This is a genomic window from Pedobacter xixiisoli (assembly GCF_900215335.1).
Taxonomy (GTDB): domain Bacteria; phylum Bacteroidota; class Bacteroidia; order Sphingobacteriales; family Sphingobacteriaceae; genus Pedobacter; species Pedobacter xixiisoli.
Map to the genome: position 1 here is coordinate 836,594 of NZ_OCMT01000002.1, position 16,419 is coordinate 853,012.

A 16,419-nucleotide genomic window follows, 5' to 3' on the forward strand; every position below is an offset into this window, starting at 1 on the left:
CAAATCTCTAGTTTAATCTTTCCGACCATTGAATAGCTTCAGGCAATTCAACATCAGAAAATTCTATATGTATTACTCTTCTCTTTTGTCCATTAGTTGTTCTGTTTGAACTGTGTAGGATCAAAGGTTTCATCAACATCACACCACCTTTTTGCACTTCACAAACAGCCTCTTTTTCTACATTCCAGTCTATCGTTTCAGGTCTATAAATTCCTTTCAGATGAGATTTTGGAATCACTTTTAGTGCACCATTATTTATGCTGGTATTATCCAAGTGAATTCTGATGGTAAAATCCCTCTTCAGAATAGCTAATGGAGGTTGAACCGCAAATTGTTCTTGCTTCACTGTCCAAGGTCCGAAACCTTCCAACTCTACTTTTTTATCAACAGAAATAGTCAAATCTTGATGATAAGCCACGTACCAATTCGATTTTTCAGGCTTATCAAAGTAAATGCTCTTAACTACAAAAGCATTGTTATTGAAAACATCCACAAGTAAGTCTTTCAAATTATCGTTAAAAATCAAACTTTCAATTTCTGGAACTTCCTTTAAAAATTGCCTGATGGCAAATAAATCCTCCGATTTTCTGAACGTTGCTTTGTCGCTATTTGCTGCTGCTATTACAGCCAAAATTTGCTCTATTTCCTTTGGAGTATAAATATCGTTTACTATCGAAAATCCGCTTTCTTCCAACTCTAATTTCGTAGTTGAAAAATGGCTTTGCTTTAAGGAATTTGAACTTTCGACCTCCAATTTTTTACTTTTAAGTTTAAACTCTTTAAGCCACTCCCAACTTAATCAATGCAAAAACTGCATAGTTCAACATATCTTGATAATTGGCTTTGATACCTTCTGATGCTACAGTTTGTCCGTCATTATCTTCAATCTGTTTAACTCTCAAAATTTTCATCAAGATTAAATCCGTTAACGAACTGATACGCATATCACGCCAAGCCTCACCGTAATCATGGTTTTTATCCATCATCAAGTCTTTGGTTTCTTGTACACGTTCATCGTAATAAGCTTCTGTAACATCAACAGCTAACTCATTTGGCTCATCCTCTCCCAACTCCAATTGCAAAATCGCCATTACACAATAGTTGATAATTCCGATGTATTCAGAAGTAACGCCTTCCCCTACTTTGGAAACCTTTTTTTCTTCTAAAGTTCTAATGCGCTGCGCTTTGATAAAGATTTGGTCGGTAATAGAAGCTGGGCGTAAAATGCGCCAAGCTGTACCGTAATCTTTTGTTTTCTTAATAAAAAGTGATTTGCAAACCGCTATCACCTGATCGTATTCTAAAGAAGTATTTGCTGCCAAAACAATTAAAATATTTAATATTTAGCCAATAAAACGGCTATTTTTGTTTTTTGTTAACTGATGGCTAAAGATACATTTTTAAACCGAAAACATACGCTAAACTGCAAAGGCAAACTTATTGACATCAGTAAACCTTCGGTAATGGCGATCTTAAATATTACTCCAGATTCGTTCTACAACAAAAGCCGTGTAAGCTCTGTTGATGAAGCTTTGAGAAACACTGAAAAGTTCATTGAAGCTGGTGCAAAGTTTATCGATGTTGGCGCTTATTCTTCCCGTCCTGGCGCAACAGATGTTAGTGAAACAGAAGAGATTGAACGCTTGGTTCCGATAGTTCAAGCTATTAACCAATCTTTTCCAGAAACATTAATTTCGGTAGATACTTTTAGGGCAAAAGTGGCCGAAGAAAGTATCCATGCTGGTGCACATATCATCAACGATATTGCCGCTGGAAATTTGGACGAAAAAATGTTCGAAACCGTAGCAAAACTACAAGTGCCTTATATCATGATGCACATGAAAGGTACGCCACAAAATATGCAAGAAAACCCAAGTTACGAAAATGTAACCACCGAAGTTTTCAGTTATTTCAGTGAGAAAATCAAAACCTTAAACAATTTGGGCGTTAAAGATATCATCTTAGACCCAGGCTTCGGCTTTGCCAAAACCCTAGACCACAACTACGAGCTGTTGAGGAATATGCAATTGCTTAATTTCTTCGAGATGCCTTTATTAGTGGGTTTCTCTAGAAAATCGATGATCACTAAAGTCCTGAATATTAAAACTGAAGAAGCATTGAATGGCACTAGCGTACTGAATACTACTGCGCTGCTTAAAGGGGCTAACATTTTACGGGTGCATGATGTAAAGGAAGCGGTAGAGTGTGTGGAATTAATTAATCGTGTGGTTGGTTAACTGGTTAATTGTTTAAATCAGTTAACTGATGAACTGGTTAATCGCCTATTTGTTAAATTGCAGATACAAACAATTAACCAAATCAACAGTTCGAACAATTAACCAATATTTAAAATGCATACCTACTCTTTTGAAAAACTAGAAACTTGGCAAAAAGCGAGATCATTTAGAAAGGAATTTATCTGCTCACAAAAAAAAATCCGAAAGAAGAATTATTTAGCTTAACTAGTCAAATCAAACGTTCCGCAAGCAGTATTGCAGATTGTTTAGCGGAGGGCTCTGCTAGAGTCACAACTAAAGACAAAGCTCATTTCATAACTATTTCTTATTCAAGTGCAATTGAAACTGTTAACCACATTATTGGCGCATTTGATTTAGAATTTATTACTGCGGAAGAATACGAATATTTTAGATTGAAGTTAGATGAAATCGCTAATAAATTGAATGCGTTGAAAAACTCGATACTTAAGAACAACTAAACAATTATTTAGTTAACAATTAACCAAATCACCAATTTAAACAATTAAACTATATTGTCTATCTTGTACACCAATGAAGAGCCTTGATTTCGATTTTCTAAATATTACATGGATTGATGCCATTGATGTTGCCCTAGTTGCCATTTTAATCTACTACATCTACAGTTTAATTCGCAACACGCTTGCCGTAAACCTGGTGTTGGGGATGATCATCATTGTACTGGTATATTACGTTGTGAAAGGTCTTCACATGGAATTACTGGAAGCGATCATCAACAAATTCATGAGTGTAGGAATTTTAGCGCTGGTAATTATTTTTCAGCCAGAAATTAGACGCTTCTTACTACATATCGGAAAGAACACTTTCTTGCAGAAGAACAAAGCTTGGTGGGGATATTTATTCGGTAATAAAAGTGCAGAGCAAGATAATTTACTACGCATTAAGCCAATTATCGACGCTTGTAAAAGCATGAAAAAATCTCGTACTGGTGCATTAATGGTGTTTGTAAAGTATTACGATGATGAATATTTCACGAACAGTTGCGAAATGATTGACAGTAAAATATCTAAGCGACTGCTGGAAAGCATCTTCCAAAAACATAGCCCATTGCATGATGGTGCTGTGGTAATTTCGGAGAATAAAATTAAAAGTGCCAGCTGCATCCTTCCTTTAACCGACAACGACAAATTACCTGCACAATTTGGATTGAGGCACAGAGCAGGTATCGGTGTTTCCGAATCTACAGATGCGGTGGCTGTGATCATTTCTGAAGAAACCGGAGAAATTGCCTACGCCAAACAAGGTCGTGTGCGTATGAACGTTTCTTTCGGAGAACTTGAAAAGTTGCTGAATAAGGATTTTTAATCGCTTAAATCTTATAAGGTTGGAAGGTTGAAATTTCACAAAGTCGCACTGACTAGCCTATAGTAGTCATTCCGTACTCGATAAGGAATCGTAACTTCTATCGCTTCAATATCCCCCGCATACGCGAGGATGACGGAAGATGAAACGGATTGTACATAGAGGCTTCACAAACTTTTTCTTCTTAATCTGCTTCAAATTTCTATTTTTGGGCTGAGTTAAAAATGAATATGAATAATTGGTTCAATAAAAACGGCATCCATCTTGCCATTCTAGCAGCTTTCGTTGTTATCTGTTTCGTGTATTTCAGTCCAGTTTTGCAAGGTAAAGCACCGGCGCAAAGCGATGTCATCCAGTCTAAAGCCATGCAAAAAGAAATCATGGAATACAAAGACAAGGATGGAAAAGGACCACTTTGGACAAACCAAATGTTTGGCGGGATGCCCGCTTATCAAATTTGGGTACAATATGCTTACAATGGTGCCACTTATGGTATCGCCCTAATTACAAAAGCACTCCCAAATCCAGTAGGCACGGTGTTATTATTGTTAGTTGGCGCCTATTTTTTGTTTATTACTTTAAAGGTAAATCCTTGGCTGGCAGCGGCAGGTGCCATCGCATTTGCGTTTACCACTTACAATTTTGTATTAATTGCCACAGGTCATAGCAACAAAGCTTTGGCCATCGGCTTTTTCGCTCCAATTATTGCAGGTATTTTAATGACTTTACGAGGCAGATATTTGCTTGGTGCAAGTTTAACCGCACTATTTTTAGCTTTAGAGATTAGAGCTAACCACGTTCAAATGACTTATTATCTATTCCTTTCACTACTAATTTTAGTGGGAATGGAATTATATCAAGCATATAAAAACAAAACACTTCCTGCATTTGGTAAAGCAATTGGATTTTTAACTGGTGCGGTAGTTATTGCCGTTATGATTAACGCCAGCTTATTATGGACAACTTCTGAATATGCTGCAGAAACCAATCGTGGTAAATCTAATTTAACTTCAACAGAAGCGGGCACCAAGGAAAAAGCAGGCATGACTAAAGATTATGCTTATGCGTGGAGTCAAGGAGTGGGCGAAAGTTTTACTTTCTTAATCCCTAATTTATATGGTGGCGCTACCGGAATTGATGAACTAGTAAAACCAGAAAGCAATTTATATAAAGCTGTTTCAGCAGATTTTTCTGGTGGAGACCCAGGCCAAACCAATCAAGTTATCCAACAGTTAGCGCAAGGTTTCAACATGCAAGAATACTGGGGCGAAAAACCTGGTACATCTGGTGGCTATTACTTTGGTGCCATTGTATGTTTCTTGTATATCTTCGGCTTATTTATAGTTCGCAATAGAATCAAATGGTGGATTTTAGCAACAACCGTACTCTTCATGTTGCTTTCTTTCGGTAAAAACTTTCCATTAATATCCGATTTATTTTATGATTACTTCCCTCTTTACAATAAATTCAGAGCAGTAGAATCCATTTTAGCAGTAGTTGGCTTAATGGTTCCAGTTTTGGCATTCTTAGCTTTAAAAGAAGCACAAGAAGGTAATATCGAACAGAAACAATTAGTTAAGAAACTGACCTGGTCAGCAGGCATTACAGGTGGTTTTGCCTTAATCGTAGCCTTAGCTCCTACCTTGCTTTTTAGTTTCAAAACCAACAACCATGCAGAAATTGTACAAGCTTTAACTCAGGCTTTGCAAAACAACGCTGCTGCTGCGCAAAAACTAACCAATGCTTTGGTACAAGACCGTGCAGCTATTGCCCGTTCCGATGCCTTTAGAGCATTTCTTTTCGTTGTTATCGGCTATGCCATTGTTTGGGCTTTCCTTACCAAAAAATTAAATACCCAACTAGCTTTCGGTTTGTTAGCACTTGCTGTATTAATTGATATGTGGCAAGTAGACCGCAAATATTTAAACAACAAGAATTTCGAAAGTAAAACTACTTTGGCTAATTATTTCCAGCCTAGAGATGTAGATACTTTCATTGCAAGCGATAAAGACCCTAACTTCCGTGTTTACGATCAAAGCATTAATACTTTTAACGATGCCAGCACTTCTAACTTCCATAAAACTGTGGGCGGTTACCATGCAGCTAAGTTGAAGAGATATGATGAACTTATCCAAAACCAGTTCTCGAAAAGCGTAAACCAAGATGTATTGGATATGTTGAATACGAGATATTTCATTACCCAAGACCCTCAAAATGGTTCTTACAAAATGAGCAGAAATGCTACCGCTTTAGGTAATGCTTGGATTGTGAAAAGCGTTCAGTTCGTAAAAAATTCCGATGAGGAAATGAAAGCGATCAATAGTTTCGACCCTAAACAAGAAGCCATTGTTGATGAGCAATACAAAAAATTATTAGATACAACTCGTTTAGGTGCAGATCCTTCTGCATTTATTAAATTAGAAAAATATCATCCAGACCACTTAGAATATAGCTACAGCGCACCACGTGATGTAATTGCAGTATTTTCAGAGATTTACTACGACAAAGGTTGGAACATGTATGTAGATGGCGTACAAAAACCTTATTTCAGAGCTGATTACGTTTTACGTGCTGCTCAATTAGAAGCTGGTAACCACAAAGTTGAATTCAAATTTGAGCCTAAGTCTTATTACACAGGTGAAAAAATTTCATTAGCAGGAACCATTCTTTTGGTACTTTGCTTAGGTTTTGCTGGCTACAGTGAAACTAGAAAAAAGAAAGCTGCGTAATTTCAAAAACAGTGCATCAATACAAGCCCTACGATTTTATCGGAGGGCTTTTTTTTATGGAAAGGATTGATCATATAGCACATCAGTCCTTCTCCTTTTTAAACAAGAATCAGTCGTAAAACAATTTTTCTAATGGGGTTTTAATCTACGATTCACGTTTTTGTAAAATACCACACTTTCAAGCCCCAACACTTCCAAATACGCTTTCAGTTAACCTATCGATCATATATTTGCAGGTGAATGATTGCCTTTTTTAGACACAGATTTACAATTTACTTCCTTAGCTCGTTTTTGTTTTTAGGTTTTTTCCTGAAAGCAAATAGCTTTTTTGGCTGTAAATGGTCTAACATTGTTTGCGAGCTGGAAGAGCAACAGCCCTCGGAAGATGAGAAAGGTGCAAAAGAAGATAAATCAGGAAGAACGATAAAAAAGACTTGGGACATTTCATCTCCTAACCCAAATCAACCTTATTCGAAAGAACCCATCATTAACGAAGCACACAACCGTGTATACTTATTGGCCATCATCACCGAACCGCTCATCGCCATTTTAAGTGAGCCTCCCGAACTAGCTTAATGCCTTCAACTTGTATCGTACAAGCTTAGAATTCACTTATTAGTTACATTTACTTACTATTTCATGAATCATAAACATGATGCGCCACTAAGACCTTGGAAACGCTTAGTCGCAATTTTGCATTTTGAACGTTCATCTATCAATTATATCCTTTTTTACGCCATCTTAATTGGTTTAATTGGCTTGACACTGCCCTTGGGTACTACAGCCATTTTTAATTTACTCAGCAATGGTTCCATGTATAGCTCTACCTACATCTTAATTGGTGTTGTACTGGCGGGAATTATTTTAGGTGGCCTTTTATTAATTGGCCAATTAACCTTGGTAGAATTGGTAGAGCAGAAAATATTTGCACGCACTTCGTTAGAATTTGCCTACAGGCTGCCCAGAATAAAAAAGACTGAATTGGAAGGCGAATATCCACCTGAACTTATTAATCGCTTTTTCGGAATTCTAACGATACAAAAAGGATTGACCAAACTCGTAGTAGAAATCATCGCCGCTGCCATACTTATTGTCTTTAGCGCTATTTTATTATCATTCTACCATCCCGTTTATTTGGCCTTCGGCATCTTTATCGTCTTGGTACTACCTTTTATCATCGGACTTTACTTTAAAGAAGCAGTAAAAACCAGTATCAAGGAATCTACCTATAAATTCGAAGTAGTGGCTTATTTGGAGGAGATTGCCGCCAACTTAGACGATTTTAGGGGCGACAAAGCCAAGATGCAAGAGGCCATGAAAACGACTGATGAAATTACCTCCAACTACTTAAAATCTAGAACCAGCCATTTCAAAGTGCTACGTAAACTGTTTGCCAGCTCCATTCTTATTAGAGCGGTATTGATGGGCGCACTGTTGTTGATGGGTTCATATTTCGTAATTGAACGCCAAATGACTTTCGGACAATTTGTAGCTGCAGAGGTAATTGTGGTGCAAATTAGCTATGCCGTTGAAAAAATCATGACCAGTATGAATACCATCTTTGACATGATTACCAGTGCAGAAAAACTAGCTGTGGTGACCGACTTAGACCTTTTTGACGGAGAGGAGGTTAAACATGGCTAATCGTCGCGAAGTAAACCACCAGCAACATTGGGAAAACTTGGCAGAACATTCTAATGCCTCACTAATTCCAATCAGTAAAATGCTGCTATTAAAGCGCATTATACTTATCATGTTCCTTCTTTTCTTCATCATTCTATTTCTTCCTTGGCGACAAACCATTCCAGGAAAAGGTACGGTTACAGCCTTAAGCCCTCAAGACCGGCCGCAAACAGTACAAAACCAAATTGGCGGACGCATAGAACGTTGGTACGTGAGTGAAGGACAAGCAGTGAAAAAGGGAGATACCATTTTAGTAATTTCAGAGATTACCCAATCGTATTTTGACCCAGAGCTTTCGCTGCGTCTGCAAGAGCAGTTAAATGCTAAAAAAGGCAGCGAGGAGGCCGCTAAACAAAAAATGCGTGCGACTAGCACCCAAATACAGGCTCTTAACCGTGGATTGAATTTCCAACTGATTGCTGCTGAAAACAAAGTAAAGCAAAGCCGAAATTATGTTAAAAGCGATAGTGCCGATTTAGTTGCGGTGAAGCAGTTTTACAAAGTAAGTCAGGACAGATTAGAACGCTACGAACAAGGTTACAAAGATGGCTTGTTCTCCCTAACGGATATCGAAACCCGTAGAATGAACTTTCAAAATGACAATGCTAAGCTCATTGCGCAAGAAAACAAGCTGACCATCGCCAAGCAAACCTTGCTCAATGCACAAATTGAACTAGATAACATTCGGGCGAAATATCAGGAATCGTTAGCTAAAGCACAATCAGATATGGGTTCTGCTTTATCGGGACAAGCTTCGGCACAGGGTGATATTGCCAAGCTCCGCAACGAAATTGCCAACATCGATTTTAGGCAGGGCTTGTATGTGGTTAGGGCTCCGCAAGATGGTTATGTCATCAAAACGATGAAAGCTGGTATCGGCGAAAACATCAAAGAAGGTGAATCTGTAGCTACCTTACAACCTAAAAACCCACTGGTTGCGGCAGAAATTTACGTAAACGCAATGGATGTTCCTTTGATACACGATCGCAGTGAGGTACGACTACAGTTCGAAGGATGGCCTTCAGTTCAATTCTCAGGATGGCCTTCGGTTGCCGTAGGTACTTTTGCCGGCAGAGTATTTTCGATAGACAGAATGGCAAGTGCTAACGGCACTTATAGGGTGTTGATCAAACAAATGCAACCAACACCAGCAGACGATGAACCTTGGCCAATCCAGCTCCGTCAAGGTTCGGGAGTTTACGGTAGGGTAATCCTTAATTCGGTGCCAGTATGGTACGAAATATGGCGACAATTAAATGGGTTTCCACCAAGTTTAGAGAGAGCACCAAAAGAAGAGGCAGGTAAAGAAAAATAGGAATCATGAAACAACTATGCTTACTCGTTTTCTGTTTGTTCGTTGCCAAAATCAGCTACGCACAAAAAGATACCACCAATGTCTTTTCAATCGAAGATTTGCAGGAAATTGTTTTCCAAAATCACCCAATTATGAAGCAGGCTGCTTTATTGAGCGAAGCTGCTAGGGCAAATGTAATGCAATCTTTAGGCTACTTCGACCCTGCTTTAAAAGCTGGATTTGATAGAAAGGTATTCGGCAACTCGGAATATTATAACCGTTGGGCAAGCGAATTAAAAGTGCCATTGTGGTTAGCTGGCGCAGATTTAAAACTGGGCTATGATAGAAATGTCGGCGATTACACTAACCCCGAAACACATACTTCTACGGCAGGTTTAACTGGTATCGGCATCAGTATTCCGTTGGGACAAGGTTTACTGATTGATTCGAGACGTAACACCTTAAGACAGGCCAAAGTGATGGTTAAATATGCCGAAGCTGAGCGTGTAAAACACATCAATACCACTTGGTTTGCTATTGTGAAAGATTATTGGGATTGGCATTTCGCTTACAAGCAATTTTTGTTGATTAACGAAGGGGTTCAACTTGCTCAAACTCGTTTCAAGGCCATTGCGCAGCAAACTGTTTTAGGCGATAAAGCCAGCATTGATTCTGTAGAAGCGGCAATTACAGTGCAAGATCGATTAATCCAATTCGAAAAAATGAAAGTAGACTTGATGAATGCTCGTCTTACGCTTTCCAATCATTTGTGGAACAATCAAGCTCAACCTTTAGAACTGCCCGAAACCGCTCGTCCCGCACAAGAAGCAGAGCTGAAAGAAAGACCGAAACAGCAATTGCTAGACACTTTACTAAGCCATGCAAATAGTCTACATCCTGACTTAATTAAGCTGCAAACGAAGGATGAACAGCTAGCCATAGAACGTTCGTACCGAGCCGAATTATTAAAACCCAAATTGAATGTTGGTGCCTCGCTCCTATCGATGAGAAGAGATTTTAACAGCAATATCCCCACTCATTACGATTTTAATATGGGTAACTACAAATTGGGTTTAGAGTTCGTTTTTCCATTATTTCTGAGAGCAGAACGAGGAAAGTTGAAAGAGGTAAAAATTAAGCAGCTGGAATTGCAGTACGATATCCAGCAAACTAACCGAGAAATCCAGAATTCGGTCATTGCCAGCTACAATCACTTGGATGCTTATAGTCAGCAATTGGCTGTGCAGGTAAAAAGCATAGCTAATCAGGAAATGCTTTTAAGAGGGGAAAATGCTAAGTTTAGCTTGGGAGAAAGCACCTTGTTCCTTATCAACACCCGCGAATCTAAACTCATTGATATGAAAATTAAACGTGAGGAAATGATTATCGGTTATGAAAAGAAACTAGCCGAACTGTATTATAAAGCTGGAACGAGGATGTGATCCAATTATAATTGATTTAGAAAAGCAAATACAGTGTTCAAATTTACAGAAAGCCCTGCACTTTGCTGCAAGTCCTCGTCTTCGCTGCGCTTGCCTGTGGGCTTTCCGCTTCGTTCAGGTTTATTTTACACAATACAGGGTTTCATAGGCTGGCTTTCACACTGCATCAGGTTATTTTTTGGCTCAATGCAAACTTGCTTTGATAAAAACCACTGTTCTTCGCCAAGTACGACCGTTAATCCTCAGAACCATTCCCAAGTACGGAATCGGCCTCTTAGCATAGCAATGCGAAAGCCAATCAAACGTCAGCATTGCTGTTAGATAACCAACTACCAAGCAAAATGGAGAAGTGAAACGGCTCATTTTGTGCTATCAAAGTTTGATTGAGCTGAAGCGAGCTAGGCTATGCAGCCTTGAACTTTTGGTTCTTTTCTTTCAAGAGAACTGCGAAGTACTCTTGAATACCACTGAAAGAAATCAACTTCAAATGAAAAAAAGAAATAGGCCCAGCCGCCAATGAGGCGAAAAAAAATCTCATCGTCAATTGGATGTAGAAAACTAATTTTCTAAACCCAAACTAACAAGCTATTATTCGCTTTTAACTATTTTGCAACATAGCTTTTTAAATATGGATATCAATCAGATTAGAAAAGACACACTGGGCTGTGCCGATAAAATTTTCTTAAATAGTGCTGGTTCATCATTGATGCCTAAAACAGTAGTAGAAAAAACCATCAATTATTTAAAAGAAGAAGAACAATTTGGAGGTTATTTTATTGCTAATCAGCAAACCGAGCAGGTAAATCAGTTTTATGTAGAAGTGGCAAGAATGCTCAACTGCAGAGCGGAAAACATTGCTTTTGCCAATAGCAATACCGATGCCTACGCAAAGGTTTTATCGAGCATTCCATTTAAAAGTGGTGATTGTATTATTACCACCGACGACGATTATATTTCCAATCATATCGCTTTTATTTCCCTCAAAAAGAGGTTTAATGTAGAAGTTTATCGAACTAAAAACCTTGCCAATCACGAAATTGACTTAGAAGATTTAGAAAGTTTGATTAAAAAGCATCAACCTAAATTGGTGGCGGTAACTCACATCCCTACCAATTCGGGATTAATACAAGATGTAGAAGCGGTTGGCCGACTGTGCAAGGCACATCATATTTTGTATTTAATAGATGCTTGCCAATCGGTTGGGCAATTGGTAGTTGATGTACAGCAAATTGGCTGTGATTTTTTAACAGCAACTGGAAGAAAGTTTTTGAGAGGACCTCGAGGAACAGGCTTTTTATATATTTCTGACAACGCTTTGGCGCAAAACCTTAAGCCTTTGTTTATAGATATGAAAGGAGCTAATTGGACTTCTTTCGAGGATTACCAACCCACCCATACTGCAAAAGCGTTTGAGTTTTTCGAACAATCTTATGCTGCTATGATTGGGTTTACAGAAGCTATCCGCTATGCAAACGAAATTGGCTTGGCGAACATCCAAAACTATAATGAACAATTGAGTAGCGAGCTTAGAAAGCTACTAGCAGAAAATTCCAGCATTAAAGTATTAGACCAAGGAAACAGATTAGGCAGCATTGTGACTTTTAATCACCACAAATTAGCGCTAACAGAATTACAAAACCTACTTTCCAACAATCAAGTTTATCATTCTGTGAGTTTTAAAGGAAGTGCTTTAATAGATTTCACCAAGAAAAATGTGGATTGGGCAATTCGCTTTTCTCCACATTATTTTAACACTTTGGAGGAAATAGAAAAGGTAGGAAAGTTGTTAAGAGAGGTTTGATAGGCCTGAATAATTACATCAATTAGTTGAATAATCTCTTAAAATGGAAAGAATATTTTAAAGGTTGAGTTTGGTGAGGACACCAAACTTTAGCTATGAGCTACAGGCGGGTGTCTCCACCCGCCTGAGTGTTTATCTTCATCGACATTTAAACAGTTTCTAAGTATTTTAAATACACCGCCCGTCTTAGACCACCCTCCGATAAATCGGAGGAAAATATGTCGCCATTCCCCTCTTCCAGAGGGGTGCCCAACGGGCGGGGCGTTTCGGCGCTTTTAAAAATCCCTCTCATTAAAAGAACTGTAGTGCGCCATTCCGGCCGTCAATCTCCAATCCCAGCTAAAACAAAAAAAGGACAGAAGCCTTAAACCTCTGTCCTTTTTACTTGTTTTTTATCCTTAATCCAATTAGCAATATTGCTCAAATGCACCGATTAAGTTCTCAGCAATCATTTGCGCAGGACGACCTTCAATCTGGTGACGCTCAATGATGTGAACTAATTTACCATCTTTAAACAATGCCATTGATGGTGAAGATGGAGGGAAAGGCATCATGTAAGACCTAGCTCTGTCTACCGCGTCTTTTTCCATACCAGCAAAAACGGTTACTAATTTATCTGGGTGCTTAGCGTTAGCAGCAGCCAACTTCGCAGCCGGACGAGCATTTGCAGCAGCACAGCCACAAACAGAATTTACCACTACAAACACGGTTCCTTCGCCTTTAATGGCAGCATCAACCTCTTCTACGGTTTTCAACTCATCAAAACCAACGTTGGTTAACTCGGCACGCATTGGCTCTACTAAATATTCTGGATACATATCTAATTTTTAAAATGTGGATGCAAAAATAAGCAATTTGTATAGGTTTTCTACTTTTTGACGTTATTAAACCTAGTTTTAACAATAGGATGATATTATAACCATTCTACATATTTTATTGAAAATCATATATTTGCTTACCAAGCTAAACAAATTAGGAGTAAACATGTATCAACGGAAGGATAAAACAACCGTCATATTTCTTAATCAAAATCAAGATTATAGCAGGCCTTTTCAAATCAAAACCTACTACATTAAGCACTGGAAAAAATTTGCTGCTGGCCTATTGGCTTTAATAGGTTTGTTTTTAGGTGTGATTATGCACTTAGTAAAAAGCAAGGCAGAAATACAGCTTGCCAATCAAAAATTGGCAATGCTCTTAGAAAAACAAAAATCGGAAGTGGTACAATTAGATACTTCAGCTATCAAAAAACACTATCTATCCATAGACGACAAGCTGAAAACAATCAACAAATATTTAAAGGCAAGGGGTTTAAAACCCATGCCCAAAAGTCAAGGCGGCGAAATGGATGATGAGCTAGGCTCTACCGTGGAAATGGGTAGTTTCTATGAAGAATACTTGAAGAGAATGATTCGCTTGGTAGGTTTTACGCCCATGGGATATCCTCACAAAGGCCGCATCACTTCCAATTTTGGACACAGAGAAAACCCTTTTACCGGAGAAAGCATTGAACGTCACAAAGGTTTGGACATTAAAGGGAATCACGGCGAGCTCGTGAAAACTACCGCCAATGGCAGGGTCAAATTTGCGAGCCGCAAAGGCGGATATGGAAACGTAGTGATTATTGACCATGGCAATGGTTTCGAAACTTACTATGGTCACCTTTCTAAAATATCGGTTAAACAAGGCCAAAGAGTTGCTGCTGGTGACGCCATTGGGAAAATAGGTTCTACGGGAAGGTCTACTGGTCCACATTTACATTATGAAGTACACAAAAACGGTAAAATCTTGAATCCCAAATCATACATAACGCTAGAGTAACATGTTTAAAAAGAAGAAAGAAGCGAAATCACTTAGTTTAAATCAGCAGGAAATTAGCACTTTAATTGGTTATGGCTACGAAGTGAATGGCGAAATAAAAGGGAACTCTATCATTAGAATTGATGGAAAAGTAACCGGAAATGTAACTACAGAAGGTGGTTTGATTTTAGGAGATAAAGGGATCATCATCGGCGATGTAAAAACCCAGTCGGCAATTATTTATGGTTCGGTAACGGGCAATGTACAAGCTTTACAGCTCGAAATCAAGAAAACCGGAATAGTTGATGGCGATATCAAAACCGAAACTTTAGAAATAGAATTAGGTGCCCAGTACAACGGCAAGCTAGAGATGAAGCAAATCATCAAAACTGAAGACAAAGTTTTAGCAACAGTATAAACAGCAAAGCCCCGAAAATTTCGGGGCTTTGCTGTGATTGAATAGTTTTTTATTGATTTTGCATTTGCATGATCCACTCTTTCATTGCTTCTTGATCTCTCAACATATCGAAACCAAAAGTGGCAATAAATATGATACAAGCGATAATGATAATTGCACTAAATACTAATCCGATGATAGCACACACCCTACCTGCTTTTAGATTTTTATAAGAACCTTCGGTGTACATTCCTACGTTAGAAAGGTACAATGCGATATCCTTTTTGCTCAAAACAAGGGCAATGATACCCAAAACAAGACTGATTAAGCCGTAAAAACAGCAACATGTAATGATCGATAAAATACCCAATACCAATACCGCTGTTGCATTTGGCAAAGCTTGTTGCATGCCGCCAAATCCAAAACCTGCACCTTGACCTTGTGGCTGGTACGGATTCCCTTGATTAAAGGGCTGTTGTGACGGTTGATTTGGCTGTGGGTTTGGAGACGCTTGTCCTTCTAGTTCTTCTGACATTTTTTTTAGAATAATTGTTGATGATAAACTTTATAAATATAATTAATTATTATCACTGCGGTAATGAAAATATACATTGCCTTAATTATCAGAGCTCCATTTTTAAAATCGAATTTTAAGTGCAATAGCATAAAAATCGTCAGTGAGATAATGGCTAAAGTTGGTGGATAGAACTTGAAAGAAGCAACAACATCGCCTTTTAAAAGTGCAATGATAGAGCGTTGTAGACCACAACCTGGGCAATCTAAACCTGTTAATTTTTTAAACGGACAAGCAAGTAAATGATGTTCTAGCCAATGAATAAAGCCTTCGCTTTTTGTGGAAGTTGAGATTAAAAGCAGTGCTGCATTTTTCATGAGAAGCTAAAATATACATTCTACTACTGATGTACAAAACTTTGTTGAAATGCTCCCTTAGGCAATGTTCTCTAAATACTTGATTACCTCTTCTTTCTTTCTGCTGCTCACCAATATGTTTTCTTTGTTTTCCATCTGTAAATAACCTTCGCGATAATACTTCTTCACGTACTTAAAATTAACCAAAAAAGATTGATGGCATCTTAAAAATCCAAACGGCGTAAGCAAGCTTTCGTAATCCTTCAAGCCTTTTGAAACCACAATTTCTCTTCCGTCATTTAAATAAAATGAAGTATAACCCCTATCACTTTTGCAAAACATAATGTCATCAATATTTACGATTTCGATATATTCTACACTTTTTAGGGCGATACGCTTGCTCGCTCCCAAACCTTGGGCTAAATAATGTTCTCTAGAAACTGCTAGCTGTTGCTGTTCAAATTTTTCTTGCTCGCTATGGTGAAAACATTTATTCAGCAATGCGGTGAGTGATACCTCGTCAATAGGTTTTAGCAGGTAGCCAAACGCCCCCAAGTTGAGTGCCTGAATAGCATATTGGTCATAAGCGGTAAGAAAAATCACCTGAAAATCGGCAATCCCAATTTCGTGGAACAAATGGAAGCTGTCTCCGTCTTTCAAACGAATATCTGCTAAAATAATATCTGGTTTTACCGCCGGAATTTCTTTTGCAGCAACTGCAATTTCGGCAGCAGAACCCACCACTTCTAAATAATCAATTTTATTTACGATCTGTAAAATATGCTGTAAAATCAGTACTTCGTCTTCTAAAATATAAAGTTTCAT

At 38.3% G+C, this 16,419-nt stretch carries 17 protein-coding genes; 11 read left to right on the plus strand and 6 right to left on the minus strand.

Features of this window, described 5'->3' with window-relative positions:
• Nucleotides 1-7: 7 nt before the first annotated feature.
• Together CRO54_RS09825 and CRO54_RS09830 are read right to left on the minus strand one after the other, a co-directional pair.
• Complete coding sequence (locus CRO54_RS09825; RefSeq protein WP_097131475.1) at nt 8-754, minus strand: phytanoyl-CoA dioxygenase family protein; 747 nt, start codon at nt 752-754, stop codon at nt 8-10.
• A 25-nt stretch (nt 755-779) separates the two neighbouring features.
• Complete coding sequence (locus CRO54_RS09830; RefSeq protein ID WP_097131478.1) at nt 780-1,322, minus strand: DUF1599 domain-containing protein; 543 nt, start codon at nt 1,320-1,322, stop codon at nt 780-782.
• Between the two features lie 60 nt (nt 1,323-1,382).
• Between CRO54_RS09830 and folP the strand changes: the two genes are divergently transcribed.
• The 9 genes from folP (at nt 1,383) to CRO54_RS09875 (ending at nt 12,527) form a co-directional block, all read left to right on the plus strand.
• Nucleotides 1,383-2,237, plus strand: a complete 855-nt coding sequence (gene folP, locus CRO54_RS09835; protein WP_097131480.1) for a dihydropteroate synthase — start codon at nt 1,383-1,385, stop codon at nt 2,235-2,237.
• A 233-nt stretch (nt 2,238-2,470) separates the two neighbouring features.
• Nucleotides 2,471-2,716, plus strand: a complete 246-nt coding sequence (locus tag CRO54_RS21715) for a four helix bundle protein (protein WP_420812683.1) — start codon at nt 2,471-2,473, stop codon at nt 2,714-2,716.
• A 73-nt stretch (nt 2,717-2,789) separates the two neighbouring features.
• The gene (cdaA, locus tag CRO54_RS09845; RefSeq protein WP_097131482.1) at nt 2,790-3,581 is read left to right on the plus strand and encodes a diadenylate cyclase CdaA; all 792 of its coding nucleotides are present in this window, start codon (nt 2,790-2,792) and stop codon (nt 3,579-3,581) included.
• Nucleotides 3,582-3,808: 227 nt separating this feature from the next.
• On the plus strand, nt 3,809-6,307 hold the full coding sequence (locus tag CRO54_RS09850) for a YfhO family protein (RefSeq protein ID WP_097131484.1): 2,499 nt from the start codon (nt 3,809-3,811) through the stop codon (nt 6,305-6,307).
• 240 nt (nt 6,308-6,547) lie between these two features.
• Nucleotides 6,548-6,883: a hypothetical protein gene (locus CRO54_RS09855; protein ID WP_097131486.1), complete on the plus strand. Its 336-nt coding sequence runs from the start codon at nt 6,548-6,550 to the stop codon at nt 6,881-6,883.
• Between the two features lie 63 nt (nt 6,884-6,946).
• Complete coding sequence (locus CRO54_RS09860; RefSeq protein ID WP_097131488.1) at nt 6,947-7,951, plus strand: ABC transporter transmembrane domain-containing protein; 1,005 nt, start codon at nt 6,947-6,949, stop codon at nt 7,949-7,951.
• Nucleotides 7,944-9,305, plus strand: a complete 1,362-nt coding sequence (locus CRO54_RS09865; RefSeq protein ID WP_097131490.1) for an HlyD family secretion protein — start codon at nt 7,944-7,946, stop codon at nt 9,303-9,305. The genes CRO54_RS09860 and CRO54_RS09865 overlap by 8 nt, the downstream gene beginning before the upstream one ends.
• A gap of 5 nt (nt 9,306-9,310) precedes the next feature.
• Nucleotides 9,311-10,726 carry a TolC family protein gene (locus CRO54_RS09870; RefSeq protein ID WP_097131492.1) on the plus strand — a complete coding sequence of 472 codons (1,416 nt, stop codon included), beginning with the start codon at nt 9,311-9,313 and terminating at the stop codon, nt 10,724-10,726.
• A 628-nt stretch (nt 10,727-11,354) separates the two neighbouring features.
• A complete protein-coding gene (locus CRO54_RS09875) occupies nt 11,355-12,527 on the plus strand; it encodes an aminotransferase class V-fold PLP-dependent enzyme (RefSeq protein ID WP_097131494.1) in 1,173 nt (390 codons plus the stop codon).
• 407 nt (nt 12,528-12,934) lie between these two features.
• Here the strand turns inward: CRO54_RS09875 and CRO54_RS09880 are convergent, their stop codons facing one another.
• Complete coding sequence (locus tag CRO54_RS09880) at nt 12,935-13,345, minus strand: BrxA/BrxB family bacilliredoxin (RefSeq protein WP_097131496.1); 411 nt, start codon at nt 13,343-13,345, stop codon at nt 12,935-12,937.
• 118 nt (nt 13,346-13,463) lie between these two features.
• Here CRO54_RS09880 and CRO54_RS21580 point away from each other — a divergent pair, with 118 nt between their 5' ends.
• Both CRO54_RS21580 and CRO54_RS09890 read left to right on the plus strand, forming a co-directional pair.
• Nucleotides 13,464-14,348, plus strand: coding sequence for a M23 family metallopeptidase (locus tag CRO54_RS21580; RefSeq protein WP_276329156.1), 885 nt, complete (start codon nt 13,464-13,466; stop codon nt 14,346-14,348).
• Between the two features lies 1 nt (nt 14,349).
• Complete coding sequence (locus CRO54_RS09890) at nt 14,350-14,745, plus strand: bactofilin family protein (protein WP_097131501.1); 396 nt, start codon at nt 14,350-14,352, stop codon at nt 14,743-14,745.
• Between the two features lie 49 nt (nt 14,746-14,794).
• Here the strand turns inward: CRO54_RS09890 and CRO54_RS09895 are convergent, their stop codons facing one another.
• The 3 genes from CRO54_RS09895 to CRO54_RS09905 are packed head-to-tail and all read right to left on the minus strand — an operon-like array spanning nt 14,795 to nt 16,419.
• Nucleotides 14,795-15,259 (minus strand): CCC motif membrane protein, encoded by a 465-nt coding sequence (locus CRO54_RS09895; protein ID WP_205943967.1) that lies wholly within the window; start codon nt 15,257-15,259, stop codon nt 14,795-14,797.
• A gap of 5 nt (nt 15,260-15,264) precedes the next feature.
• A complete protein-coding gene (locus tag CRO54_RS09900) occupies nt 15,265-15,615 on the minus strand; it encodes a DUF2752 domain-containing protein (RefSeq protein WP_097131502.1) in 351 nt (116 codons plus the stop codon).
• Nucleotides 15,616-15,672: 57 nt separating this feature from the next.
• Nucleotides 15,673-16,419 (minus strand): LytR/AlgR family response regulator transcription factor, encoded by a 747-nt coding sequence (locus tag CRO54_RS09905; RefSeq protein ID WP_097131504.1) that lies wholly within the window; start codon nt 16,417-16,419, stop codon nt 15,673-15,675.